The organism is Curtobacterium sp. MCJR17_043, from assembly GCF_003224315.2.
GTDB lineage: Bacteria > Actinomycetota > Actinomycetes > Actinomycetales > Microbacteriaceae > Curtobacterium.
On record NZ_CP126259.1, the window covers coordinates 1,245,989 to 1,270,354 of the forward strand.

Below are 24,366 nucleotides of genomic sequence, written 5' to 3' on the forward strand. Positions count from 1 at the left end.
GCGCAACCGTGGTTGCACACCAACCGACCGTCCCCGGGCTGTACCCGATCGACAGTCGCCGCCGTTAGGCTGTCCAGCGTGACTGACACTGCCAACGACGCTCAGAAGACGGCCACACCGCCCACGACGCCCATCCCGGTGAGCCCCGGTGCCGAGCAGGCGACCGAGACGGCCACGCTGTCGTACCCGGGGGGGTCAGGCGGAGTTCCCGATCCTGCAGAGCGTCGACGGCGCGTCCACGATCGACATCTCCTCGCTGAAGAAGCAGACCGGGCTGAACACCCTCGACTACGGCTTCGTCAACACCGGCTCGACGAAGAGCGCGATCACGTACATCGACGGCGACCAGGGGATCCTCCGTTACCGCGGGTACCCCATCGACCAGGTCGCGTCGAACTGCACGTTCCTCGAGGTCGCCTGGCTCCTCATCTACGGCGAGCTCCCGTCGCCGACCGAGCTCGAGGCGTTCGACAGCCGGATCCGCCGGCACACCCTGCTGCACGAGGACCTGCGCCGCCTCTTCGACGCGTTGCCGCACTCGGCCCACCCGATGTCCGTGCTCTCGAGCGCCGTCAGCGCGCTCTCGACGTACTACGAGGACGACATGGACGTCGACGACCCCGAGAAGGTCGAGCTGCAGACCGTCCGGCTCCTCGCGAAGCTGCCGGTCATCGCCGCGTACGCGCACAAGAAGGCGATCGGACAGGCCTTCCTGTACCCGGACAACTCGCTGTCGTTCGTCGACAACTTCCTCCGGCTCAACTTCGGCACCATGGCCGAGCCGTACCAGCCGGACCCGGTGCTCTCGAAGGCGCTCGACCGGCTGCTCATCCTGCACGAGGACCACGAGCAGAACGCCTCGACGGCGACGGTGCGCCTGGTCGGGTCGACGAAGGCGAACATGTTCGCGTCGATCTCCGCCGGCATCAACGCGCTCTACGGTCCGCTGCACGGCGGCGCGAACGAGGCCGTGCTCGAGATGCTCCAGCAGATCAAGGACTCGGGGGGAGCCCGTCACCCGTTTCGTCGAGCGCGTGAAGAACAAGGAGCGCGGGGTGAAGCTCATGGGCTTCGGACACCGCGTGTACAAGAACTACGACCCCCCGCGCGAAGCTCGTCAAGGAGTCCGCCGACGAGGTCCTCGAGGCGCTCGGCGTGCAGGACGACCTGCTCGACATCGCGAAGGAACTCGAGCAGATCGCGCTCGAGGACGAGTACTTCGTCAGCCGCAAGCTGTACCCGAACGTCGACTTCTACACCGGCATCATCTACAAGGCGATGGGGTTCCCGCCGCGGATGTTCACCGTCCTGTTCGCCATCGGTCGGCTTCCCGGGTGGATCGCCCAGTGGCGCGAGCTGAACAACGACCCGCTCAACAAGATCGGCCGCCCGCAGCAGCTGTACGTGGGGTACCCGGAGCGCGACTTGCCGCAGCGCTGACGCCCGCGTCATCGGACGGGAGGCGCGGTGCCGGCCGGCACCGCGCCTCCCGTCCGTCTGCGGCACCCGTGCCTGCAGGACCGCCGGACCTCAGTGCAGCGCGTCGAAGTCGTCCCAGATCGGCGTCTCGAGCGCCGGGTACTCGGCGAGGTGTGGTCGGAGATCCGCCTCGACGGGGATGCCCCACTGCTCGAAGAACGGCGTGAGGTCGTGTCCGGCGACGTGCGCGGCCGCCAGGATGAAGTCCAGCCGTGCCTCTCGTCGGGCGCCCGGCAGGACCGGGCCTCGGGTCCGCTCGGCGACCCGTGCGATGAAGTCGTCCCCGTAGGCGCGGCGGAGCTGGTCGAACGCGAGGTGTCGCGTCGTGGGGTTCAGTGACCCGTTCCAGAAGTCACGCTGCTCGACCGGCTGCTCGCGGAACTCCTCGACGTTCCTCCGCCAGGAGTCGAGCCAGTTGCGGTGGTTGCGTCGCTCCTCGACCACGAGGCTCGCGAGGTCCTCCGAACTCCGGCTGTCGACCTGGCCGTGGTGGTCGGTCCATCGCACGACGTCCTGCTGGAAGACCCGGCCGAACGCGCGGCGCAGGTGGCGGTCGCCGACCATGGAGTCCTCACCGTCCAGCAGGTGGTGCGGCTTGGCATGGTCGGTCGGGAACGCGAGCCACCCCTGGTGGTTGTCGATGTACTCGCCTCCGGGCTCGCCGAAGGACGGCGTGGCGATGTGCACGCGGTGACCGGTGTCCTGGACGCCCCAGACCTCGTGGTTGACGTCGATCATCTCGTCCCAACGACCGATGCGTGTGTCGAGGTCGTCGCCGGCGATGAGCTGCTCGTTCTGGTCACCCTGCGGGTCCTCCGTGTCGGCTCGGAGGACGTCGGCCTGGACGTGCTCGCCGATGAGCAGGAAGAACGGCGACCGGTCCCAGTTCGTCAGCTGGGTGTCGAACCACGCGCGGTCTGTGGCACCTGCGACGTAGGTCGGGACGGGGGCACCGCCACGGACCACCACGGTGCCGCTGTCGGTCGTGCTGCGGTCGAGGACCGAGACGAGACCGTCGTGCGGAGCGGTGATGATGTTCTGACCGGGCGCGAGCGACTGCGTCCAGATGCCGACGTCGTGGCAGTGGTTGATGCCGCGGTGGCGGCCGTACAGGCCGATGCCGACCTCGGCGCGCCTCACGGTGTCCGGGACCTCGACGACGAAGGACTGGCCCTTCCGGATCCACCGCGCGGCCTGGCGGAGGTCGCTACGGACGAACTGCGTGCCGTCGGTGGCGGCTGCGTCAGCCGCCGAGCCGACCGGGCGGACGGGGACGTCACTGTGCCCGGACGTCACGGTCGGGACGGTCCGCTCCGGTGCCGACGGCGCCGGGGTGTCGCCACCCTGGTCCGCCTCGCTGCCCGCCTCGGCACCGCCGTCGGAGCCCTGGCCGGTCTGCTCCCCGTCGGTGTCGTCACCGGGCGACGGCGACGGCGACGGCGACGGCGCGGGTGCCCCGGCTTCCGGCGCCGAGCACCCGTCCACCGGTGCGGTGCCCACCGAGCAGTGCTCCGGGACAGCACCGCTGCCGTCGAGCAGGTACAGCGGGACCTCCAGTGACGCACCGGGCTCGAGCGTGCCGGGAGCGGTGACCGTCACGCGCGTGCCGGTCATCGTGACGGAGACACGTGCGCTGAGGCGGTTGTGGACCATCCCGCGTGCCAGGTCGAAGGCGGCGGTCACGGGTGCGGACACGGTGCCGGTGTTGCGGAAGGTGAAGGTCGCGTCGACGACCGCGTCGTTCACGACGGCGGTGCGGAGGCTGCCGGTGACCGTCGGTGTCGCTGCGGCCGAGGCGACGCTCGGGACGAGCAGGGGACCGAGGGCCGTCGACGCCAGGACGAGGCTGCAGATGCCCGTCCGGGTGGTACGGGCGCGGGCACGGGGGAACGGCATGGTGGTGACTCCTGGGTCGGGACGAAGGAGCATCCAGTATTCCACATACGAGAACAGCAACGAGGCGTCTGCCAGGACGGGAGGCGCGGTGCCGGGCCCGTACACCGGCACCGCGCTCCCGCGCTCGCGTCAGGTGGAGACGGACGGTTCCTCGCGGTCACCGGTCCGGACGGGGCTCATGCGGCTTCCCGGTGCGCGGCCGACGCCCGACCGCCGAGCACACGCTAGGCGTGCAGCGCCGTGTTGAGCTGGATCCCCTCGCCCTTCCGCTGCAGCGCCTCGACCGCACCCGTGACGGAGTTGCGCCGGAACAGGACGTTCGGCGCGTCCGACAGCTCGGCGGCCTTCACGGTCCGGGGCGTGCCGTCCGGGCCCGGAGCTGCCCCGACCAGGACGACCTTCGTGCCCGCCGTGACGTACAGCCCCGCCTCGACGACGGAGTCGTCGCCGAGCGAGATGCCGAGGCCGGCGTTCGCACCGAGCAGGGCACGGGCACCGAGGCGGACACGGTGCGTCCCGCCGCCGGAGAGCGTGCCCATGATCGAGGCACCACCGCCGATGTCCGTGCCGTCGCCGACGACGACGCCCTGGGAGACGCGGCCCTCGATCATCGCCTCGCCGAGGGTCCCGGCGTTGAAGTTCACGAAGCCCTCGTGCATCACGGTCGTGCCCGGTGCGAGGTGTGCGCCGAGCCGCACGCGGTTGGCGTCGCCGATGCGGACCCGGTCCGGGACGACGTAGTCCACCAGCCGGGGGGAACTTGTCGATCGCGTGCACGGCGATGCCGGCGCGCTGCAGGGTCGGCCGGAGGCGGGTGAGCGTCTCGGGGTGCACCGGGCCGGCGTTGGTCCAGGCGACGATCGGCAGGTGCCCGAACACGCCGTCGAGGGAGACCTCGTTCGGCCGGACGTGCAGGTGGCTGAGCAGGTGGAGGCGGAGGTAGGCGTCGGGCGTGCTCGTCGGGGCCTCGTCGATCACGATGTCGACGGTGACGACCTCGAGCCGGACCTCGCGGCGCGGGTCCTCGCCCGCGGCGGCCTGCAGACCGGCCGGCACCGCTGCGTCGGCCGGCCGCTCACCGAGGTGCGTCTCCGGGAACCAGGTGTCGAGGACGGTGCCGTCGGCGGCGATCGTCGCGAGGCCGTGGCCCCATGCAGAGGTCGGGCGGGCGTCGGCGGACGTGTCGGTCGTGTCGGTCACCGCACCAGGGTACCGAGGCGCCGGACCCGACTCCCGGACCGGCCGGACGGACGTTGCGGGGTCGGGACGGGCCTCCCGGCCGGGCTGCGACCGCGGCAGCGGGACGACAGGGCCGGCGGATAAGGTGACCGCATGCCGCAGCCGCTCGACCTCAGTGCCTCGTCCATCGACATCACCCGCGCCATCTGCGACATCGAATCGGTGTCCGGGAACGAGGGTGCGCTCGCCGACGCGATCGAGGCCGCCCTCGCCCCGCTCGCGCACCTCGACGTGGTGCGCGACGGGGACGCGATCGTGGCGCGGACGGACCTCGGTCGGGAGCGCCGGGTCGTCATCGCGGGGCACATCGACACCGTGCCGCTCAACGACAACCTGCCGACCGAGTTCCGCACCACCGAGGACGGCACCGAGATCCTCTGGGGTCGCGGGACGGTCGACATGAAGGCCGGTTGCGCGGTGCAGCTCAAGCTCGCGGTGGACCTCGTCGCGCCGAACGTCGACGTCACCTGGGTCTTCTACGACCACGAGGAGGTCAGCGACGCGCTGAACGGCCTCGGTCGTCTGGCCCGTACCCGACCCGAGCTCCTGGCCGGCGACTTCGCGATCCTGGGCGAACCCTCGGGAGCGCAGATCGAGGGCGGCTGCAACGGCAACCTCCGGGCCGAGATCCGCACCTCCGGGAAGCGCTCGCACAGCGCCCGGAGCTGGATCGGCGACAACGCCATCCACAAGACCGCCCCGATCCTCGCGACCCTCGCGGCATACGAGCCCCGGACCGTGACGGTCGACGGGCTCGAGTACCGCGAGGGCCTCAACGCCGTGGGCATCTCGGGCGGGATCGCCGGCAACGTCATCCCGGACGAGGCGATGGTCCACGTCAACTACCGCTTCGCGCCGTCCCGCTCCGCCGACGAGGCCGTCGCGCACATCCGCGAGCTCTTCGACGGGTACGACGTGACGATCGTCGACCTCGCCGCGGGAGCCCGCCCGGGTCTCGACGCGCCGCTCGCCCAGCAGTTCGTCGCGGCCGTCGGCGGACCGGCCCCGCGCCCCAAGTACGGCTGGACGGACGTCGCCCGCTTCTCCGCGCTCGGCGTCCCCGCGGTCAACTACGGCCCCGGTGAGCCCGTCTTCGCACACCACGACGACGAGCAGGTCCCCGTCGCCCAGGTCACGGCCGTCGAGGACGGACTGCGGCGGTGGCTGACGGCGTGACCACCGCCTCCACGGCCGTGCCCCGTCCGCGGGCGTCGAGGGCGGCACTGACGTGGGTCGTCGTCCGGTGGCGGCTCGTCCCGTGGTGGCTGCGCATCACGGTCGTCTACACCCTCTCGCGGGTCCTGACGACGGTGATGATGTCCGGCTTCGCCCGGATCCAGGCGGCGAACTCGTTCACCGTGCAGAACCCGACGTACCTGTCGTTCGCCTCGATCTGGGACGGCGCCTGGTACCGGGTGATCGCCGCGAGCGGGTACCCGTCGACCCTGCCCGTCGACGCCGCGGGACACGTGACGGAGAACGCGTGGGCGTTCATGCCCGCGTACCCGTTCACGGTCCGGGCGCTGATGGCTCTGACCGGAGCGTCCTTCGAGTTCGTCGCCGTGTGGGTCTCCCTGCTCTCCGGCTGGGGCGCCGCGCTGGTGTTCCGCCGGCTGATGGGCCGGTTCCTCGACCCGACCCGCGCGACCTTCGCCACCGTGCTGTTCTGCGTCGCGCCGGTCTCCGTCGTGTTCCAGGTCGCCTACGCCGAGGCGATGGGGGGTCCTGCTGCTGCTCGTCGCCCTGCTGCTCCTGGTGCAACGGCGGTTCTGGGCGATGCTGCCCGCCGTCCTGCTGCTCGGGATGACCCGGCCGACCGGGCTCGCCTTCGCGCTCCTCATGGTCCTGTTCGTGCTCGTCGGGGTCCTCCGGCCGGCGTGGCTGCGGATGCCGGAGCGACTGACCCCCCGCACCGCGGTCGCACCGGCCACGGTCGCGGTGGTCTCCGGACTCGTCGGGCTCGCCTGGCCCGCGGTCGCCTGGGCGGTCACCGGTGTCCCGAGGGCCTACACCGACACCGAGCTCGCCTGGCGGTCGTCGTACATCGGCTGGGGCGAGCTCGTCCCGTTCACCCCGTGGGTGCAGGGCTTCGGGTGGTGGTTCCACCAGCCGGCGGGGGGCGATCCTGTTGGTCGCGGTGCTCCTGGGGTTCGCCGCCGTCGTCTTCCAGCCCGCCGCCCGGCGCATCGGCCTCGAGCTGCGGCTCTGGGGTGTCGCGTACCTCGTGTACCTGCTCGCGGTGTTCTTCCCGCAGTCGAGCACGTGGCGCATCCTGCTCCCGATCGCACCCCTGCTCGGCGTCGTCGCACTGCCACGGTCGCGGGTCTACCGGGTCGCACTCGTGGTCCTCGCGGTCGTGCTGCAGTGGACCTGGCTGTACTTCTGCTGGTGGGTCGACGGGTACGACTGGACCCCACCGTGACGCCCTGACCCGTCCGCTCGGAGCACCCCCCGACCGGGGCGGTTTCGCAGTCGCGCCTGTCTACGGGATAATGGCCCCTGTTCGTACTGCACGAAAGGGGACATCTGATGGCAGCGATGAAGCCGAGGACCGGCGACGGGCCGATGGAGGCTGTCAAGGAGGGTCGACTCATCATCGTGCGGGTTCCGCTCGAGGGTGGAGGCCGCCTGGTGGTCTCGGTCAACGACGCCGAGGCCAAGGAACTCCACGACGCACTGGCAGAGGTCGTCTCGGCCTAGTACGTCGACGCACCACCACGGAAGGCCCGGGACGCGTACGTCCCGGGCCTTCCGTGCATCCGGGCCTTCCGTGCGTCCGGGCCTGCCGCTGAGCGGGCCTCCGGCAACGCCCCGGCGCCCGGCCCGAGACGCGGTACCACGACCCTGCAGGACCCGGGACGGTCCCTGCGGCACCTGGAGTGAGCTGGCCTCCCGGCCGACGACCGACCCGACTGACCGGATCAGACCGAGCGATGCCGACCGCGTCAGGCCGTGAGCTTCGTCATCTGCAGCAGCCCGTCGCCCGCGGGGGAGAGGGCGCTGCGGACGGCGCCGGAGGTGGAGACCTCGGTGAGCAGCAGGCGGAAGTCCGTCGTCGCCCGGTCGCGCTTGACCGGGTCGGCGACCTTGCCGCGCCACAGGGCGTGCGGGACGAGCACGGTACCGCCGGTCTTCGCCAGGCGCAGGCCGTGCTCGACGTACTCGATGACGTGCTCCGGGTCCGCGTCGATGAGCACGACGTCGTAGCTGGCGTCGTTCATGCGCGGCAGCACCTGGGCGGCACGACCCGGGATGAGCCGGACCCGACCGGGCGCGGTGCCGGCGGCGATGAACGCGTCCCGGGCGTACTGCTGGTGGTCGATCTCGACGTCGATCGTCGTCAGCGTGGCATCGGGCGCGCCCGCGAGCAGGTACAGCCCGGACACGCCGAGACCCGTCCCGATCTCGATGATGCTCGTCGCCCGGGACGCCGCGGCGATGACGCTCATCTGCGCACCGATCGCCGGGGAGACCGGTTCGACCCCGAGCTCGAGGGAGTGCTCACGCGCACGGGCGACACCATCGGGTTCGGAGACGATGTCCTCCGCGAACTTCCAGTTCGAGTCTTTCTCTGACACGCACACTCCTCGTCGGTCAACTCTACGGGTGACTCGCCGGGTCCACGCGTTAGGCTCGCTCCCGTGAACATCCAGCTCGACAAGATCCTGATCATCGGGATCATCGCCGTGCTGTTGCTCGGGCCGCAGCGGCTGCCCGTGTACGCCCAGAAGCTCGCCGAGTTCGTGAAGGCCGTCCGCCGCTTCGCGGACAGCGCCAAGGAGCGGATGCGTGAGGAGATGGGCCCCGACTTCGACGACGTGGACTGGCAGAAGCTCGACCCGCGTCAGTACGACCCGCGCCGGATCATCCGGGACGCCCTGCTCGACTCGCCCTCGTCCGGGGCCGAGACCGCGACGGCGACGGCGGCGACCGTCACCGCCGCGAAGGTGCGGGCACCGGCGCCGGTCGTGCCACTGGCTGCGGGCGAGCCCGCGCCGTTCGACGTCGAAGCGACCTGACCCGGACCTCGTCCGTCGTCGCTCAGGTCAGCGACAGGCCGAGCTTCCGGCCGGCGAGTCCCCGACCCATCGCGGTGAGCCGGTCGGCCACCGCGTCGAGCGCGACCGCCGCGGGGTCCGACGGGTCACCGAGGACGACCGGGAGGCCCGCATCGCCGCCGGCGCGCAGCGGCACCGAGAGCGGGACCCGGCCGAGCACCGGCACGGGGGGCGTCCTGACCGCGGGAGAGTCGTCGGGCGGTCTCGTCGCCGCCGCCCTCGCCGAACAGGTGCAGCACGCTGCCGTCGGGCTGCACGAGCCCCGCCATGTTCTCGACGACGCCGATGACCTTCTGCCCGGTCTGCCGCGCGACGATCCCGCTCCGCTCGGCGACGTCCGCCGCGGCCGCCTGCGGGGTGGTCACGACGAGCACCTCGGCGTGGGGGGAGCAGCTGGCCGACGGAGATCGCCACGTCGCCGGTGCCGGGCGGCATGTCGAGCAGGAGCACGTCGAGGTCGCCGAACCACACGTCGGACAGGAACTGGTTCACCGTCCGGTGCAGCATCGGCCCGCGCCAGGAGACCGCGGTGGAGACGTCGTCGACGAACATGCCGATCGAGACGACCTTCACCTCGTGGGCGACCGGCGGCAGGATCATGCTGTCGACGCGGGTCGGCCGCGGGGCGACGCCGTGCTCGTCCGTGAGGCCCATGAGCCCCGGGATGCTGAAGCCGTGCACGTCGACGTCGACGATGCCGACCCGCTGCCCCCGACGCGCGAGCGCCGCCGCCAGGTTCGCCGTCACGGTGGACTTGCCGACGCCGCCCTTGCCGCTCGTCACCGCGATGACGCGGGTCAACGAGTCCGGGGTGAACTGGACGCCCTGGGGACGACCCTCGCGCAGCCGCTCCGTGAGGGCGCGACGCACGGCGGGGTCCATCACGGACACGTCGACGTCGACCGCCGCGACCCCCGCCACGGAACCGGCGGCGGCGCGGACGTCCCGCTCGATGGTGTCGGCGGCCGGGCACCCGACGATCGTGAGCTGCAGGTCGACGCGCACCGAGCCTCCCGGCCGGACGTCGACGCCCCGGATCATGTCGAGTTCGGTGACGGGCCGGCGGATCTCGGGGTCGAGGACACGGCCGAGCGCAGCGAGGACCGCGGCGCCGAGCTGGTCCTGCGCGGTGGTGCCGTCAGCCACGCGTCACCGAACGCTCGTGGCCGCGGTCGTCCAGGTCGTCGAGGTCCTCGGGGTCACCGTCGCGGCGGTCCAGTTCCTCGAGCAGGGAGCGGAGCTCGGCGCGGATGAAGTCCTTCGACGCCATGTCCCGCATCGCCAGGCGGAGGGCGACGACCTCGCGGGCGAGGTACTCGGTGTCCGCGAGGTTGCGCTCCGCCCGCTGCCGGTCCTGCTCGAACTGCACGCGGTCCCGGTCGTCCTGCCGGTTCTGCGCGAGCAGGATGAGCGGCGCCGCGTACGAGGCCTGCAGCGACAGCACCAGGGTCAGCGCGGTGAAGCCGATCGCCGCCGAGTCGAACTGCCACGACTTCGGCGACAGCGTGTTCCACCCCATCCAGAGCACGCAGAACAGGGTCAGCCCGATCAGGAACCAGGGCGTGCCCATCGCACGGGCGATGCCCTCGGTGGCGCGACCGAACGCGTCGCCGCGTCCGCGTCGGCGGGTGGGCAGGACGCGCGTGCGCATGCCCTTCGGGGAGTCGAGGCGTTCCTCGGGCCGCTCCCGGCGGTTCTCATCTGGGCGTGCCACGATTCGTCCTCCTTCCCGAGGGGATCGCCGTGCGGCGGGTGCGGGTCCGTGGTCGCGACGCGGCGCCGGGGTTGGCGTCGGCCGCGTCCTGACTCCGCCAGTCGTCCGGGAGGACGTGGTCGAGGACGTCGTCGATGGTCACCACCCCGACGAGTCGGTGGGCGTCGTCGACCACGGGGACGGACAGGAGGTTGTAGGTCGCCATCACCCGTGTGACCTCGGCCGCGCTCGCGTCGACCTCCACCGGCTCGGTCTGCTGGTCGATGAGGGTGCCGAGGCGTTCGTTCGGCGGGTACCGGAGCATGCGCTGGAAGTGCACGAGCCCGAGGAACCGTCCGGTCGGGGGGCTCGTACGGCGGGAGCGTGACGCACACCGCGGCGCCGAGCACCGGGGCGAGCTCGTGCCGACGGACCAGGGCCAGGCCCTCGGCCACGGTCGAGTCCGCGGACAGGATCACCGGCTCGGTCGTCATGAGACCACCGGCGGTGTCCGGCTCGTACTCGAGCAGCATGCGGACGTCCTGCGCCTCCTCCGGCTCCATGAGCTCGAGGAGGGCTTCGCTGCGCTCGTCGGGCAGCTGGGCGAGGAGGTCGGCCGCGTCGTCCGGCTGCATCTGGTCGAGGACGTCGGCGGCACGGGCGTCGCGGAGCGCGGACAGGATCTCGATCCGCTCCTGGTCCGGCATCTCCTCGAGCACGTCCGCGAGGCGGTTGTCCGGCAGCTCCTCGGCGACCTCGAACCGGCGCTCGGACGGCAGGTCGAGCAGGGTCGACGCCAGGTCGGCGGGCACCAGGTCGGAGTAGGCGGCGATGACGTGCTCGGCGGACTGGGACTCGCCGGGGAGCTCGTCCTCGGTGACCTCGTTCCAGGTCGCGAACGTCGTCGGGCCCTTGCCGAACGGCGACGGCGTGGTCTTCGGCTTGCGGAGGAAGAGCTGCGCGATCGACCAGTCGCCCTGCCCGTGGTCCTCGATCGCCACGTCCTCGATCGTCGCCCGGATCTGCTCCTTCTTGATGAGGACCTTGCGGCCGAGGATCTCCGCGATCACCCGGACCTCACCACCGCGCTGCTCGAAGCGGCGCATGTTGACGAGCCCGGTCGTGATGACCTGCCCGGCGCCGATCGAGGTGATCCGGCCGATGCTGACGAAGATGCGGCGCTTGCCGGGGACCTCGACGATCAACCCGACGACCTGTGGGGCGTCGACGCGGCGGTACACGACGAGGACGTCACGCACCCTGCCGACACGGTCGCCCGCGGGGTCGAAGACGGAGCACCCGGCGAGGCGGGCGACGAAGACCTTCGAGGCGCTCACCCGTCCAGCGTAGTCGCTCGCCCGGGCGTGCTCGCCGCCCCTTCCCTGGTGGTTCTCGTGTGATCGCAAGGACTCCGGTGGATGATGACTGGGTGAGTACTCAGAGCCCCTTCGGCGGCCGCACGGCACAGGCGTTCCCCACCCTGCCGCGCGGTGACGTCCTCGGCACCTACGACAGCTACCCCGAAGCACAGCGCGTGGTCGCGAAGCTCGCGGAGTCGGACTTCCCGGTCGCGAAGCTGTCCATCGTCGGCAACGACCTCAAGACCGTCGAGCGCGTGACCGGCAAGATGACCTACGGACGAGCAGCACTCGCGGGCGCCCTGTCCGGGCTCTGGCTCGGGTTCTTCTTCGGCATCGTGCTGACGCTCTTCTCGCCGCAGGCCGGCGGGCTCTTCCTCCCCGCCGCCGTCATCGGTGCCGGGTTCGGCATGCTCTACGGCATCGTCTCGTTCGCGATCACCAAGCGACAGCGGGACTTCACGAGCATCCACCAGGTGCTCGCCACCACGTACCAGATCGTCGTCGACCCGCAGCTGTCCGGTCAGGCGCAGCGGATCCTCGGCCAGGGCGGTGCGATCCAGCACACGTCGTGGGACCAGCCGAACGCCGGGGGGGTACGGCGGACAGCCGGGACCCGGACAGAAGGGGCAGGACCAGCTCGGGCAGCGCTCGGGACAGCAGCAGTGGCGTCCGGGGCCCGGTGGGGTGCCGCCGCAGCAGGGGCAGTACGGTCAGCCGGGTCTGCCGGGTCAGCCGGGTCAGTACGGTCAGCCGGGCGGGGGGCGCGGGCGCTGGCCAGCCGCCGCAGTACGGTCAGCCGGGCGCCGGCCAGCCGGGCCAGTACGGCCAGCCGGGCCAGCAGCAGTGGCGCCCGGGCGGTGCGCCGCAGGGCTCGCCCTACGGTGGGCACGCCACCCCGCACCAGCCGGGAGGCCCGGCGCAGTCCGGCGGACCGGCACAGTCCGGCGGACCGGCGCAGCCCGGCGGCCCGGCTCGGCCCGGCGACTCGGCTCAGCAGCAGGGCGGGGACGGGTCATCGCGGCCGGACGACACCCGCGGACAGGCGCCGGCCGGGCCGCGCTACGGCACGAACGACGGGCCGCGGTACGGCACGAACGACGGGCCGCGCTACGGCACGAACGACGGCGGTGCCCGGACGGTGCCGACCGGTGACCCTGCCCCCGGGGCCGGCCAGCGCTCGACCGCACCGCGGTACGGCACGAACGAGGGCGCTGCCCGCACGCCGGAGGCCGACGCGACCGCTGACCAGACGCAGCGTCCGTCGGCGGCGACCCGCAGCTACGGCACGAACGACGGCCCGCGGTACGGCGAGCAGGCCCCGACGCCGTCGGACACCGACGGCGCCGCGGACGACACGAACCGGCGTGAGGACGACGACAGCCGCGCGTGAGCGGTCCCGCTCCGGACGGTGCCACCGTCGGGAGCGGGCGGACGACGACGGGCTCCCGGCCGGTGCTGCACCGACCCGGAGCCCGTCGTCGTGTCCGGTGTCGCGCATGAGCGGTCGCGTCTCGCTGGGTGCGGCTCTCGGGCTGGTCCGACCTGGCGGACTGGTGCGGCCTCGCTCGCCGTGTCGGCGGAGCGTGTGGGCTCAGAGGATCTTCGAGAAGCAGACCGACCGGGCTGCGCCGACGTACGGCCCGAAGTTCGCGATCCGTCGGAAGCCCTCGCGCTCGTAGAACCGGATGGCGCCCTTCTGCTCCGCACCGGTCTCGAGGACGAGCGCCGGTGACCCGAGGTCGAGCGCCGCTTCCTCCAGTCGACGCAGGATCAACGCGGCGACGCCGGAGCCGCGGGACTCGGTCCGGACGTACATGCGCTTGACCTCCGCGATGCCGTCGTCGACCAGTCGCAACCCGCCGCACCCGACCGGGGTGCCCGCCTCGTCGCGCGCCACGAAGAACACCGCGATCGAGTCGGCAGTCGGCTTCGGGCCCGGCTCGGTGTCGGCCCCGTACGTGCTGTCGATCTCGATGCGCTGGGCCGCTCGCAGCCGCTGGGCGTCGGGCGAGTCGAAGTGCTCGACGTCGATCAGGAAGGTGCCCGAGGGGGGCTTCAGCGCTCACGAGGCCCAGGCTAGCGCGCGGACCTCGCGATCCACCCCTCCACTTCCGAGGGGGGTCCGGGGGGGATGTGCACCGACAGGTTCTCGGCGCCGTCCTCGGTCACCAGGATGTCGTCCTCGATCCGGACACCGATCCCACGGAACTCCTCCGGGACGGTCAGGTCGTCCTGCTGGAAGTACAGGCCGGGCTCGATCGTGAACACCATGCCGGGCTGCACGATGCCGTCCAGGTACATCTCCCGGCGGGCCTTCGCGCAGTCGTGCACGTCGAGGCCGAGGTGGTGGCTCGTGCCGTGCACCATGTAGCGGCGGTGGAACTGGTTGTCCGGCTGCAGGGACTCCTCGGCGGAGACCGGTAGGAAGCCCCACTCGGCGGTCTTGCGCGCGATGACCTCCATCGCGGTCGCGTGCACCTGCCGGAACGTGATGCCCGGCTCCACGATCGCGAACGCAGCGTCGGCGGCCTCGAGCACGGCCTCGTACACCATGCGCTGCACGGGTGAGAACGTGCCGCTGACCGGCAGGGTGCGGGTGATGTCCGCCGTGTAGAACGAGTCGACCTCGACCCCGGCGTCGATGAGGATCAGGTCGCCGGGCTGCACGGCACCGTCGTTCCGGGTCCAGTGCAGGATGCAGGCGTGGTGGCCCGCGGCGGCGATGGTGTCGTAGCCGACCGTGTTGCCGTCGGCACGGGCGCGACGGTTGAACGTGCCCTCGACGATGCGCTCGCCGCGGGGGTGTGCGAGCACGGCGTCGAAGTCCGCGATGACGTCGTCGAAGCCGTGGCGGGTCGCGTCGACGGCCTTGCGCAGCTCGTGTACCTCGTAGGCGTCCTTCACGAGGCGGAGTTCGGACAGGTCGCGGGACAGGACGTCGTCCGTCGCGGCCGCACCGTCCTGCTCCGGCGCGCCTCCGACCGTGGTGCCGAGGCGCTCGTCGAGTGCGCGGGTGAACCCGGGGTCGGCGTCGCGGACCACGAGCACGGAGGCGTCGAGCCCGGCGAGTGCGGCGTCCAGCGCACCGAGGTCCGCCGTGGCGACACCGAGGTCTGCGGCGACCTCGGCCAGGGAGGGGCGCGGTCCGACCCAGAACTCGCCGATCTCCGGGTTCGCGTAGAACTCCTCGGAGTCACGGCCGGCCGTGGCGCGGAAGTACAGGGTGGCGTCGTGGCCGTCGCCGTTCGGCGTCAGGACGAGCACGGAGCCGACGACGGTGTCGGTGCCCCAGCCGGTCAGGTGGGCGAACGTCGAGTGTGGGCGGAACGGGTAGTCGCAGTCGTTCGAGCGGACCTTCGCCTGGCCGGCGGGCACCACGATCGTCCGACCGGGGTGCAGTCCGGAGAGCCGGGCGCGACGCGCGGCGGCGAAGGCGGACTGCTCGCGCGGGGCCGGCAGCGGACGCTCACGCTCGGCCCAGTTCGCAGCGATGTGGTCCTTGAAGACGGACGAGCCGGGGGTGGTGGAGCGGTTGCTCGTCGCGCGGGGAGTGGTGTCGGCCATGTCCCCATCATCGCACCGCTGCACCGAGCGGGGTCCGGCACCGCAGTCCGGAAGCGCAGGGACCGGTACGGGGTCGCAGCCGTGCGGTGACGCGAGCGCAGCGCGAGGAACGGCGTGCGGGGGAGGGGCTGTGAACGGCGTCCGACCAGCCGTCGACGTGTCGGTAGCATTGCCGCGTGCCTGATCCGTTCATCGACCTGCACGCTCACTCGAGCGTCTCCGACGGCACCGAGCGCCCGGCCGACCTCGTCCGCGCGGCGGCGGCGAGCGGACTCGACGGTGTCGCCCTGACCGACCACGACACCACGGCCGGGTGGCACGAGGCCGCCGAGGCGGTCCGGCAGCTGCCGATGACCCTGGTGCCCGGGCTCGAGCTCAGTACGCGCATCGGATGGCGGAGCGTGCACGTGCTCGGCTACCTGGTGGACCCGGCGGATCCCGGACTCGCGGCCGAGACCACCGCGATCCGTGACGGCCGCCTCACCCGTGCCCGCAGCATGGTCGACGCCATCGGCCGTGACCACCCGGTTACCTGGGACGACGTCCTGGCGGAGTCGAGCGAGGGGGGCGACGATCGGACGTCCGCACATCGCCGACGCCCTGGTCCGACTCGGCCTGGAGCCCGATCGCAGCGCAGCGTTCCGCGGCATCCTGCACCCCTCCTCCGGCTACTACCAGCCGCACGACGCCCCGACCCCGCTCCGTGGCGTCGAGCTCATCCGTGCCGCCGGCGGTGTGCCCGTCATCGCGCACCCGGCCGCGTCATCGCGGGGGGATCGTGATCGACGAGCCGATGCTCCGCGAGCTCGTCGACGCGGGCCTCGGCGGACTCGAGGTCGACCACCGCGAGAACAGCGCGGACGGCAAGCGGACGCTCCTGGACTGGACCGGTCGGTACGGCCTGTTCGTCACGGGTTCGAGCGACTACCACGGCGAGGGCAAGCCGAACCGCCTCGGTGAGCACCGAACGGCCCGACGCTCCTTCGACGCGATCGTCGACCAGGCGACCGGCAGTGCGCCCGTCGTCGGGCCCGGCTCCCGCCTGTCCTGACCGTCGGCCGGTCCGTCGGACCAGGCTCGGGCCTCCCGTCCTCGTGGAGGGGGGGCGCTGCGGCGTCGGCGCCGGGCTGCGTTCCGGAGCCGGGGACGACGAAGGCCCCGTCACGCTCGTGACGGGGCCTTCGGCCTGGAGGCGCTACTCGCCGTCCGAGGAACCCTGCGGTGCCGCGGCGGTCGCCTCGGACGAGCCAGTGCCGCCACGACGTCGGCGGCGGCGACGGCGCTTCTGGGCGCCGTCGGCGGTGTCGTCACCCGCGGGGGGAGGCGGGGGGCGGGCGCACCGGTCGGGGCAGTGGCTTCCGCTACGGGAGCGGAGCGCTCCCGTCGGTCTGCCGAGGCGCGGCGCGAGCCGGACTCCTCGGAGCCCGACGACCGGGTGCGGCTGCGTGACCGCGAACCGCCGGCGCTGCCGGAGGCGGAACCGGAGCGACCTCCGGACGCCGGCTTCTCGCTTCCGGCGGTCGCTGCGCGCGGCGAGGTGCCGGGCAGGCGACCCTTCGTGCCGGCCGGGATGTCGAGGTCGGTGAAGAGGTGCGGCGACGACGAGTACGTCTCGACGGGCTCGGGGATGCCGAACTCGAGCGCCTTGTCGATGAGCGTCCACTTGTGCAGGTCGTCCCAGTCGACGAACGTGACCGCGATGCCCGTCTTGCCGGCACGGCCGGTGCGACCGGCGCGGTGCAGGTACGTGTCCGGGTCGTCCGGGATCGTGTGGTTGATCACGTGCGTGACGTCGTCGACGTCGATGCCACGGGCGGCGACGTCGGTGGCGATGAGGACGTCGCGCTTGCCGGCCTTGAAGGCGGCCATCGCGCGCTCGCGCTGCTCCTGGTTGAGGTCACCGTGGACGGCGGCGGCGTTGAACCCGCGGTCCTTCAGCTCCTCGACGATGCGGGCGGCGGCGCGCTTGGTCCGCGTGAAGATGACGGTCTTGCCGCGGCCCTCGGCCTGGAGGATGCGGGCGATGACCTCGTCCTTGTCCAGGGAGTGCGCGCGGTAGATGACGTGCTTGATGTTCGCCTGCATCAGACCCTCGTCGGGGTCCGTCGCGCGGATGTGCACCGGACGCGACATGAAGCGGCGTGCGAGGGCGACGATCGGGGCGGGCATCGTGGCCGAGAAGAGCATCGTGTGCCGGACGGCCGGGACCGCCTGGAAGATCCGCTCGATGTCGGACAGGAAGCCGAGGTCGAGCATGCGGTCGGCCTCGTCGAGGACGATCTCCTGCACGTGCGACAGGTCGAGGAGACGCTGCCGGTGCAGGTCGATGAGTCGACCGGGCGTGCCGACGACGATCTGGGCGCCGGCCTTGAGCTGCTCGACCTGGCCCTCGTACGCCTTGCCGCCGTAGATCGACACGAGCTTCGTGGGGCGGTTGACCATCGCGGACTCGAGGTCCTCGCTCACCTGCACGGCGAGTTCGCGGGTGGGGACGACGACGAGCGCCTTCACCCCCGGCCCGGGGTCGGCGCCGATGCGCTGGATCAGTGGCAGGCCGAACCCGAAGGTCTTGCCGGTGCCGGTCTTGGCCTGACCGATGATGTCCTGGCCGGTCAGGGCGAGCGGGATCGTCTGCTGCTGGATCGGGAAGGGCTCGATGATGCCCTTGCTCGCGAGCGCATCGACGATGTCCTGCTCGATCTGGAGTTCTGAGAAAGTCAAGAAGTTCACCCTGTTCGTGGGGAGGAGTCCCGCCCAGTCTACCGACGTGCCGGACGAGGACGAGCCGACCCGTATGCTGGTCGTGTGGTGTCGTGGTGGAACCGGAAGCGCGCTGCGCAGCTCGCCGCGGCCTGGCTCGCGTCGCGGAACCCGCGCGGCGGTGCGGTCGAGCGTCTCCGGCTCGACGACGTCAGCCCCGAGCTCGACGTGTACCTCGGCCAGGCCGCCTACCTCCAGCTGTCGCTGTACGAGACGATGGGCCGCGCCGGAGCCGGTGCCCCGACGCTCTCCGGCCGGCTGGTCACGGGCGTGCTCGCGACCACCGCACTCGAGCGGCACCGTGCCATCGTCGCGGAGATCGAGCGGGGCGGGCAGGAGCCGGCCGACCTGATGGCGCCGCACCGCGAGGCGATCGACCGGTTCCTCGAGCGGACGAACGGTGCCGACTGGTACGAGTCGATGCTCACCGGGTACGTGACCGCCGGCATCCTCAACGACCTGTTCGCGAACCTGCTCCGGTCGCTCCCGATCGACGTCCGGCAGCGCCTGCGCACCGTGTTCGACGCCCGGGAGGAACCGGCCGTGGTCGAGGAGCTCACGGCACGCATCGACGAGGACCCGGTCGTGGCGTCCCGTCTCGCGATGTGGGGGGCGCCGCCTGGTCGGGGACACGCTCCTCGTGGCGCGGTCGGCGCTCGCCTCGCACGCCCGCGAGGACCAGGAGCGGCTCGAGCCGGTCTGGACGGAACTGATCGCGGCGCACACCCGGCGGATGGACGCGCTCGGCCTCACGGCCTGATCGGCCTGCTGGCTGGACCCCCCGCGCGTCGACGAGGGCGAGCAACGGTCCGCCGGTCACGGTGAGCAGCGCCACGGCGAGCAGCCGGACGGGCTCAGGCGCCCTGCTTGACCAGACGCTCGTAGTGCGCTTCGTCGGCAGCGGTCCGACGGCGGCCGAGCACCACCTGGACCACGAGGGCGACCGCGGCGGCCCCGAGCAGCGCGACGACCCAGATCCAGGTGCCGTCGTACGGCCATCCGGCCCAGGTCAGGACCTCCCAGAGGACCGCCGCGGCGATGCCACCGACGGCCGGTCCGACGAGCACGCCACGGGTCGTGCGCAGCGGCACGACCACGTGGGCGACGGCCCCGAGCAGGATCCCGCCGAGGACGGCGAAGAGGAGCTCCACGCCCGGGAGGGTCAGGCGACGAAGCCGATGCGGCGGGACTCCTCGGAGCCCACCTCGACGTACGCGAGCGACGCGACCGGCACGATGAACCGGCGGCCCTTGTCGTCCTTGAGGGACAGGTGCGTGGCCTTGGCCGCGAGGGCCTCGGACACGGCGGTCTCGATCTCGTCGGCGGTCTGGGCCGTCTCGAAACCGATCTCACGCGGGCTGTTGATGATGCCGATCTTGATGTCCACGAGGTCAGCGTAGTCGAGCGCCCCCGGGCTGCCCGGAGCGTTCGCCGCGGGCGCACACCCGGTCCCGCACCCGGTCCCGCACCCGGTCCCCGCATCCGGCGCGGGTGGCGCGCGATGTCGGCAGCGCTGGGTACCGTACGTGCGTGCCACCGACCACCCTGACGCCCGCGCCGGACCTCGGCTCGGTGTCGCGTGCGCTCGTCGAGGACCCTGCGCAGCAGGCGGTCCTGGCCCTGCCGGACGGCGAGCACGCCGCGGTGTTCGGCGCGCCGGGAACGGGCAAGACGAGCACACTGACGCGGCTCGTGGCCGACCGGATCGCCAGACCCGGTGCCGTCGACGCCGCTGGGCACGCCACCGTGCTCGCGCTCACCTCGGCCCGCATGGCGGCCACGGCGCTCCGGGACCGGCTCGCCGCCGCGGTCGACCGGGTCACGCCGGGCGCGCTCGCCCGGACCGTCAACTCCCTGGCGTTCCAGGTCGTGGCGCACGCGGCGACCGTGCAGGGCCAGGACGCTCCCACCCTGCTGACCGGCGGCGAGCAGGACCGCATCCTCGCCGACCTGCTCGCCGGACACGAGCTCGACGGCGGCGGACCGGACTGGCCGGCACCGATCACCGCGGTGGTCCGCGAGCGGGCGGGCTTCCGCACGGCGCTGCGTGACCTCATGATGCGTGCCGTCGCGGCCGGCATCGAACCCGACGACATGCGGGAGCTCGGGGACGAGACCGGGCACCCCGAGTGGCGTGCCGTCGGGGACCTCGTCGACGAGTACCGCGCCACCGTGACCGCGTTCCGGACGACCGCGCTGGACGCGGCAGAGCTCGTGGCGTTCGCGACCGCGGCCGTGCTGCGGGGGGGGACCTCCCGCCCGCGGTGGCCGCGCTGCGTCTCGTCGTCGTCGACGACGTGCAGGAACTCGTCGAGGGCGAGATCGCCCTGCTCGGTGCCCTCGCCCGTTCCGGCGTGCAGGTCGTCGCGTTCGGCGACCCGGACATCGCCGCCTCGGCCTTCCGCGGCGCGGAGCCGGACGTGCTCGGCCGCCTCGGTCCGCGCCTCGGCGTCACCGGCGTCCGGGAGATCGTGCTCGGCACGGTGCACCGGCACGCCGGACCGGTCCGGGCGCTGGTGACCGGCGTCACCGGCCGCATCGGCACCGCCGCCGCGGGCCGACAGCGCTCCGCCGTCGCCCGGGAGGCCCGTGGCCGCTCCGACGCCGTCCTGCACCTGGAGGCCCCGAGCCGGTCCGCCATGGTCGCCGCGGTAGCGAGGCGCCTCCGCGAACACCGGCTGCTCGACGGTGTGCCGTGGCACCGGATGGTCGTCGTCACCCGCAGCGGGGCGGCGATCCCGGAACTCGTCCGGGCGCTCTCGGTGGCCGAGGTGCCGGCGACCGCGGGTGCCGCGCCCACCCGACCCCGGGACGAGACCGCGTCCCGGGCGCTCGTCGACGCGGCCGCCGTCGCCCTCGGTGTGGTGCCGCTCGACGCCCAGCTCGCGACCGCGTTCGCGACCGGACCGCTCGGCGGACTCGACACCCTGGCGATGCGACGGTTGCGGCTGGCGCTCCGGCGCGAGGAGCTGGCGGGCGGCGGGACCCGCACGTCCGACGAGCTCCTGGTCGACGCACTCGGTGCCCCGGAGCGACTCGCGACGATCGACGCGCCCTTCGCCCGCCGTGCCGCACGGCTGGCGAGGAGCTTCGCGGCCGCGCGGCACGACGCCGAGACCGGGGCGAGCATCGAGGAGGTCCTCTGGGGGGCTGTGGGAGCGCAGCGGTCTCGCGGGCACCTGGCGTGCCCAGTCGGTCGCCGGAGGTGTCGGAGCGGCCGAGGCCGACCGGCACCTCGACGCCGTGGTCGGGCTCTTCACGGCCGCGAAGCGGTTCGTCGAGCGGACGCCGGACGCCCCGGCGCGCGTCTTCGTCGACGACCTCCTCGGTGCCGACCTGCCCGAGGACTCCATCGGACCGGACCGGACCGCCGGGCGGGTCCGGGTGCTGACCCCCTCGGCCACCGTCGGACTGGAGTGCGACGTCGTGGTGGTGACGGGCCTCCAGGACGGCGTCTGGCCGAACACCCGCGTGCGGGGCAGCCTGCTCGACCCGGACGGGCTCGTCCGCGCCGCCGCCGGCGTCCCGCACTCGCCGACGGACGACCGGGCGGCGGTGATCGGCGACGAGCTGCGCCTGTTCGCCCGGGCCGTGTCCCGGGCGACGACGCAGGTCGTCATCGCGACCGTCGCGAACGACGACGAGTCCCCGTCGCCGTTCGTCCGGCTCGTCCCGGTCCCGCCGGACCGACAGCCGTCGGCGCACCCGCTGTCCCTACGCGGCCTCGCCGGCTCGCTGCGTCGGCGCGTGGTCGCGACCGGCGACTCCGAGGCGGCGTCCGCACTCGCGCGCCTCGCCGCCGAGGACGTGCCGGGGGGCGTCGCCGGACGACTGGTACGGCCTGGCCGAGCCGACGACCGACGCGCCGCTCGTCGACCTCGACGCCGCACCGGTGGTGCCCGAGGACGGCGACGAGCCCGTCCCGCCGACGGTGTCGGTGTCGCCCTCCCGCATCGGCACGTTCGAGGAGTGCCCCGTGCACTGGTTCGCGCAGACGTTCGGCGGCGGCGCCCCGAGCCCCGCGATGGGCATCGGGACGATCGTGCACGAGGCGATGGAGCACGCGACCGAGATCGACGTCGAGTCACTGTGGCAGCGGGTCGAGGGCCGGTGGGACGAGTTGACGTTCGAGTCGCCGTGGATCGCGGACCGTGAGCGCGCGAGGACCCGACGGATGATCGAGGGGCTCAGCGACTACCTCCGGACCACCGCCAGCGCGGGGCGACGACTGCTCGGTGCCGAGTCCTCCTTCGCCCTGGTGACCGGCCCGGCCCGGGTGCGGGGGGAGCATCGACCGGATCGAGGTCGACCCCGACGGCCGGATCAGCATCGTCGACCTGAAGACCGGGCGATCGATGCCGAGCGAGAAGAACGACATGCCGGCCCATCCGCAGCTCGCCGCCTACCAGCTCGCGGTCGCCGACGGCGCGGTCGAGGGCGTCCCGGTCGGAGCGGAGACCACCGACGCCCGGCTCGTCTTCGTGCAGAACCCGAAGGGCGCGCACGCGTACTCGGAACGGACCCAGCGCGCGCTCGACCCGGAAGCGCGCGAGGCGTACCGCGAGCGGTTGCACGGCGTCGCGCGCGGCATGGCGGGACGGACGTTCCTGGCGGCGGTCGACGAGCACTGTGACCGCGCCCGCACGGGCACCGAGTGCCGGATCCACGTCGTCGGCGAGGTGACCTGGTGAGCGCGGACGAGGCGCCGACAGCGGTGGACGGCGCCGGGACCGGTCGGACCGGGTCGGACCCCGCCGCCCCTGCGCCCGGACCCGAGCACCGCGTGCCCGACGGGGGGCGTCCCGCTGACACCGCGGGTCGGTGCCGACGCGATCGCGGACGCCCTCGGGAAGCCCCGACCCACCGAGCAGCAGCGGGCCGTGATCGAGTCACCGCTCGCGCCGGCCCTCGTCGTCGCCGGTGCCGGCAGCGGGAAGACCGAGACGATGGCCTCCCGTGTCGTCTGGCTGCTCGCGAACGGGTTCGTGCAGCCGGACCAGGTGCTCGGCCTGACCTTCACCCGCAAGGCCGCGGGCGAGCTCGGCGTGCGCATCAACGACCGGATCGCCGCGCTCGAGGACGCCGGGCTCATCGCTGCCGGCGACGCCTTCCTCGCGCCCACGGTGTCGACCTACAACGCCTTCGCGAACGCCGTCTTCCGCGAGAACGCCCTGCTCGTCGGCCGGGACGGCGAGTCACAGGTGCTCACCGAGCCGTCCGCCTGGCAGCTCGCCCGTCGGGTCGTCGTCGCCGCACGGGACGACCGCCTGGCCGGACTCGACCGCAACGTCGACACCGTCACCGCGGCCGTGGTGGCGCTCGCCGGGGCCGCGTCCGAGCACCTCGTGGACCCGGCGGACCTCCGTCGGTTCGCGATCGACTTCGGGGAGCTCCTGGAACTGCCCGGCTCGACCAGGGGCACGCCCTACAAGGCCGTCACCGACGCCGTCGCCGCGATCGGGTCGCTCGAACCCCTGGCCGACCTGGTGGAGGAGTTCCGTCGGCAGAAGGTCGACCGCGGCTTCGTCGAGTTCTCCGACCAGATCGCCCTGGCGCTCGCCGCGGCCGACGCCGCCCCGCGGGTGGCCGCCGACCTCCGAGCCCGCTTCGCGGTGGTGCTGCTCGACGAGTACCAGGACACCTCGGTCGTGCAGACGCGCTTCCTCGCGCGGCTGTTCCGGGACCACCCGGTGATGGCGGTCGGGGACCCGCACCAGTCCATCTACGGCTTCCGCGGAGCGAGTGCCGCGAACCTCGCCCGGTTCCCGGCGGACTTCGGCGCGCCCGCCGCCGACCCCGTCGTCACCTACGCCCTGTCGACGAGTTGGCGGAACCCCCCTCGACGTGCTCGCCGCGGCGAACGCGGTCGTCTCCCCGCTCTCCGCCGCGTCCGACGTCCGGGTGGAGCAGCTCGCACCGCGACCGGGAGCGGACCGCGGCACGGTGGCGGTCGCCTTCCCGGAGACCCTGCCCGACGAGGCGGACGCCGTCGCCGCGTGGTTCGCGGACCACCGCGGGCGGAACCCGGACGGCTCGATGGCGCTCCTGCTGCGCGCCCGGAAGGACCTGGCGGCGTTCACCGCAGCGCTGGCCGCCCGCGGGGTGCCGTACCACGTGCTCGGGACGGGTGGGCTGCTGCAGCGGCCGGAGATCGTCGACCTGGTGGCCTGCCTCCGCGTGCTGCACGACCCGGCGGCGGGCAACGACCTCATCCGCCTGCTCGCCGGTGCCCGGTGGCGGGTCGGCGCGGCGGACATCGTCGCGCTGCACGGTCTCGCGCGCTGGTTGTTCGGCCGCGACCACACGCACAAGCGCC

At 72.7% G+C, this 24,366-nt stretch carries 18 protein-coding genes and 9 pseudogenes; 14 read left to right on the forward strand and 13 right to left on the reverse strand.

What is annotated here, in order from left to right:
• Positions 1–177 precede the first annotated feature (177 nt).
• A pseudogene (locus DEJ15_RS06565) lies at positions 178–1,440 on the forward strand (citrate synthase).
• 90 nt (positions 1,441–1,530) lie between these two features.
• On the opposite strand, the gene DEJ15_RS06570 reads toward DEJ15_RS06565, so the two are convergent.
• Together DEJ15_RS06570 and dapD are read right to left on the reverse strand one after the other, a co-directional pair.
• Positions 1,531–3,375: a M60 family metallopeptidase gene (locus DEJ15_RS06570; protein WP_181419405.1), complete on the reverse strand. Its 1,845-nt coding sequence runs from the start codon at positions 3,373–3,375 to the stop codon at positions 1,531–1,533.
• A 224-nt stretch (positions 3,376–3,599) separates the two neighbouring features.
• Positions 3,600–4,575, reverse strand: a pseudogene (gene dapD / locus DEJ15_RS06575) (2,3,4,5-tetrahydropyridine-2,6-dicarboxylate N-succinyltransferase).
• Between the two features lie 132 nt (positions 4,576–4,707).
• On the opposite strand from dapD, the gene dapE reads away from it, so the two are divergent.
• Positions 4,708–5,790 (forward strand): succinyl-diaminopimelate desuccinylase, encoded by a 1,083-nt coding sequence (gene dapE, locus DEJ15_RS06580; protein ID WP_110823686.1) that lies wholly within the window; start codon positions 4,708–4,710, stop codon positions 5,788–5,790.
• A 106-nt stretch (positions 5,791–5,896) separates the two neighbouring features.
• Here dapE and DEJ15_RS06585 read toward each other — a convergent pair whose 3' ends face one another.
• Positions 5,897–6,127 (reverse strand): hypothetical protein, encoded by a 231-nt coding sequence (locus tag DEJ15_RS06585; protein ID WP_284175932.1) that lies wholly within the window; start codon positions 6,125–6,127, stop codon positions 5,897–5,899.
• Between the two features lie 242 nt (positions 6,128–6,369).
• Here DEJ15_RS06585 and DEJ15_RS06590 point away from each other — a divergent pair, with 242 nt between their 5' ends.
• Positions 6,370–7,044 carry a hypothetical protein gene (locus tag DEJ15_RS06590; protein WP_284175934.1) on the forward strand — a complete coding sequence of 225 codons (675 nt, stop codon included), beginning with the start codon at positions 6,370–6,372 and terminating at the stop codon, positions 7,042–7,044.
• Between the two features lie 99 nt (positions 7,045–7,143).
• Positions 7,144–7,314: a DUF3117 domain-containing protein gene (locus DEJ15_RS06595; protein ID WP_017887054.1), complete on the forward strand. Its 171-nt coding sequence runs from the start codon at positions 7,144–7,146 to the stop codon at positions 7,312–7,314.
• 245 nt (positions 7,315–7,559) lie between these two features.
• Here the strand turns inward: DEJ15_RS06595 and DEJ15_RS06600 are convergent, their stop codons facing one another.
• On the reverse strand, positions 7,560–8,192 hold the full coding sequence (locus DEJ15_RS06600) for an O-methyltransferase (protein WP_110823687.1): 633 nt from the start codon (positions 8,190–8,192) through the stop codon (positions 7,560–7,562).
• A 63-nt stretch (positions 8,193–8,255) separates the two neighbouring features.
• On the opposite strand from DEJ15_RS06600, the gene DEJ15_RS06605 reads away from it, so the two are divergent.
• Positions 8,256–8,633, forward strand: coding sequence for a twin-arginine translocase TatA/TatE family subunit (locus DEJ15_RS06605; protein WP_110823688.1), 378 nt, complete (start codon positions 8,256–8,258; stop codon positions 8,631–8,633).
• Between the two features lie 22 nt (positions 8,634–8,655).
• Here the strand turns inward: DEJ15_RS06605 and DEJ15_RS06610 are convergent.
• From DEJ15_RS06610 to DEJ15_RS06620, 3 genes and pseudogenes are all read right to left on the reverse strand, one after another.
• Positions 8,656–9,818: pseudogene (locus DEJ15_RS06610) on the reverse strand (Mrp/NBP35 family ATP-binding protein).
• Complete coding sequence (locus DEJ15_RS06615) at positions 9,811–10,323, reverse strand: DUF1003 domain-containing protein (RefSeq protein ID WP_110823991.1); 513 nt, start codon at positions 10,321–10,323, stop codon at positions 9,811–9,813. Before DEJ15_RS06615 ends, DEJ15_RS06610 begins: the two are co-directional and overlap by 8 nt.
• Before the next feature lie 46 nt (positions 10,324–10,369).
• Positions 10,370–11,702, reverse strand: a pseudogene (locus DEJ15_RS06620) (magnesium transporter MgtE N-terminal domain-containing protein).
• Between the two features lie 197 nt (positions 11,703–11,899).
• Here DEJ15_RS06620 and DEJ15_RS18060 point away from each other — a divergent pair.
• Together DEJ15_RS18060 and DEJ15_RS06630 are read left to right on the forward strand one after the other, a co-directional pair.
• Positions 11,900–12,025, forward strand: a pseudogene (locus DEJ15_RS18060) (general stress protein); the annotation flags it as partial.
• Between the two features lie 380 nt (positions 12,026–12,405).
• Positions 12,406–13,116 carry a hypothetical protein gene (locus DEJ15_RS06630; RefSeq protein WP_284175940.1) on the forward strand — a complete coding sequence of 237 codons (711 nt, stop codon included), beginning with the start codon at positions 12,406–12,408 and terminating at the stop codon, positions 13,114–13,116.
• 201 nt (positions 13,117–13,317) lie between these two features.
• Here DEJ15_RS06630 and DEJ15_RS06635 read toward each other — a convergent pair whose 3' ends face one another.
• Together DEJ15_RS06635 and DEJ15_RS06640 are read right to left on the reverse strand one after the other, a co-directional pair.
• Positions 13,318–13,623, reverse strand: a complete 306-nt coding sequence (locus tag DEJ15_RS06635; RefSeq protein ID WP_349814836.1) for a GNAT family N-acetyltransferase — start codon at positions 13,621–13,623, stop codon at positions 13,318–13,320.
• A gap of 179 nt (positions 13,624–13,802) precedes the next feature.
• Positions 13,803–15,290: an aminopeptidase P family protein gene (locus DEJ15_RS06640; protein WP_284175942.1), complete on the reverse strand. Its 1,488-nt coding sequence runs from the start codon at positions 15,288–15,290 to the stop codon at positions 13,803–13,805.
• Between the two features lie 176 nt (positions 15,291–15,466).
• Between DEJ15_RS06640 and DEJ15_RS06645 the strand changes: the two are divergent.
• Positions 15,467–16,341: pseudogene (locus DEJ15_RS06645) on the forward strand (PHP domain-containing protein).
• A 110-nt stretch (positions 16,342–16,451) separates the two neighbouring features.
• On the opposite strand, the gene DEJ15_RS06650 reads toward DEJ15_RS06645, so the two are convergent.
• Complete coding sequence (locus DEJ15_RS06650) at positions 16,452–18,011, reverse strand: DEAD/DEAH box helicase (protein WP_284176172.1); 1,560 nt, start codon at positions 18,009–18,011, stop codon at positions 16,452–16,454.
• Positions 18,012–18,095: 84 nt separating this feature from the next.
• Here DEJ15_RS06650 and DEJ15_RS06655 point away from each other — a divergent pair, with 84 nt between their 5' ends.
• Positions 18,096–18,875: a ferritin-like fold-containing protein gene (locus DEJ15_RS06655; RefSeq protein ID WP_284175944.1), complete on the forward strand. Its 780-nt coding sequence runs from the start codon at positions 18,096–18,098 to the stop codon at positions 18,873–18,875.
• Positions 18,876–18,904: 29 nt separating this feature from the next.
• Here DEJ15_RS06655 and DEJ15_RS06660 read toward each other — a convergent pair whose 3' ends face one another.
• Entirely contained in the window at positions 18,905–19,201 is a 297-nt protein-coding gene (locus DEJ15_RS06660) for a hypothetical protein (RefSeq protein WP_110823694.1), read from the reverse strand.
• A gap of 11 nt (positions 19,202–19,212) precedes the next feature.
• Positions 19,213–19,437, reverse strand: coding sequence for a DUF3107 domain-containing protein (locus tag DEJ15_RS06665; RefSeq protein WP_110823695.1), 225 nt, complete (start codon positions 19,435–19,437; stop codon positions 19,213–19,215).
• A gap of 143 nt (positions 19,438–19,580) precedes the next feature.
• On the opposite strand from DEJ15_RS06665, the gene DEJ15_RS06670 reads away from it, so the two are divergent.
• Positions 19,581–20,570 carry a UvrD-helicase domain-containing protein gene (locus DEJ15_RS06670; RefSeq protein WP_284175946.1) on the forward strand — a complete coding sequence of 330 codons (990 nt, stop codon included), beginning with the start codon at positions 19,581–19,583 and terminating at the stop codon, positions 20,568–20,570.
• Positions 20,571–21,764: 1,194 nt separating this feature from the next.
• Here the strand turns inward: DEJ15_RS06670 and DEJ15_RS18065 are convergent.
• Positions 21,765–22,004, reverse strand: coding sequence for a hypothetical protein (locus DEJ15_RS18065; RefSeq protein WP_349814837.1), 240 nt, complete (start codon positions 22,002–22,004; stop codon positions 21,765–21,767).
• Positions 22,005–22,026: 22 nt separating this feature from the next.
• On the opposite strand from DEJ15_RS18065, the pseudogene DEJ15_RS18070 reads away from it, so the two are divergent.
• From DEJ15_RS18070 to DEJ15_RS06690, 4 genes and pseudogenes are all read left to right on the forward strand, one after another.
• Positions 22,027–22,272: pseudogene (locus tag DEJ15_RS18070) on the forward strand (PD-(D/E)XK nuclease family protein); the annotation flags it as partial.
• 115 nt (positions 22,273–22,387) lie between these two features.
• Positions 22,388–22,741 carry a PD-(D/E)XK nuclease family protein gene (locus DEJ15_RS06680; RefSeq protein ID WP_502866157.1) on the forward strand — a complete coding sequence of 118 codons (354 nt, stop codon included), beginning with the start codon at positions 22,388–22,390 and terminating at the stop codon, positions 22,739–22,741.
• 189 nt (positions 22,742–22,930) lie between these two features.
• Positions 22,931–23,767, forward strand: a pseudogene (locus DEJ15_RS06685) (UvrD-helicase domain-containing protein); the annotation flags it as partial.
• Between the two features lie 226 nt (positions 23,768–23,993).
• Positions 23,994–24,254, forward strand: a pseudogene (locus DEJ15_RS06690) (3'-5' exonuclease); the annotation flags it as partial.
• Between the last annotated feature and the right edge of the window lie 112 nt (positions 24,255–24,366).

Coding starts and splice junctions, on each gene's coding strand:
- DEJ15_RS06570 (WP_181419405.1), bottom strand. CDS start 3,375: ATGCCGTTCCCCCGTGCCCGCGCCCGTACCACCCGGACGGGCATCTGC.
- dapE (WP_110823686.1), top strand. CDS start 4,708: ATGCCGCAGCCGCTCGACCTCAGTGCCTCGTCCATCGACATCACCCGC.
- DEJ15_RS06595 (WP_017887054.1), top strand. CDS start 7,144: ATGGCAGCGATGAAGCCGAGGACCGGCGACGGGCCGATGGAGGCTGTC.
- DEJ15_RS06615 (WP_110823991.1), bottom strand. CDS start 10,323: ATGCGCACGCGCGTCCTGCCCACCCGCCGACGCGGACGCGGCGACGCG.
- DEJ15_RS06640 (WP_284175942.1), bottom strand. CDS start 15,290: ATGGCCGACACCACTCCCCGCGCGACGAGCAACCGCTCCACCACCCCC.
- DEJ15_RS18065 (WP_349814837.1), bottom strand. CDS start 22,004: ATGCGGGAGGGCGACACCGACACCGTCGGCGGGACGGGCTCGTCGCCG.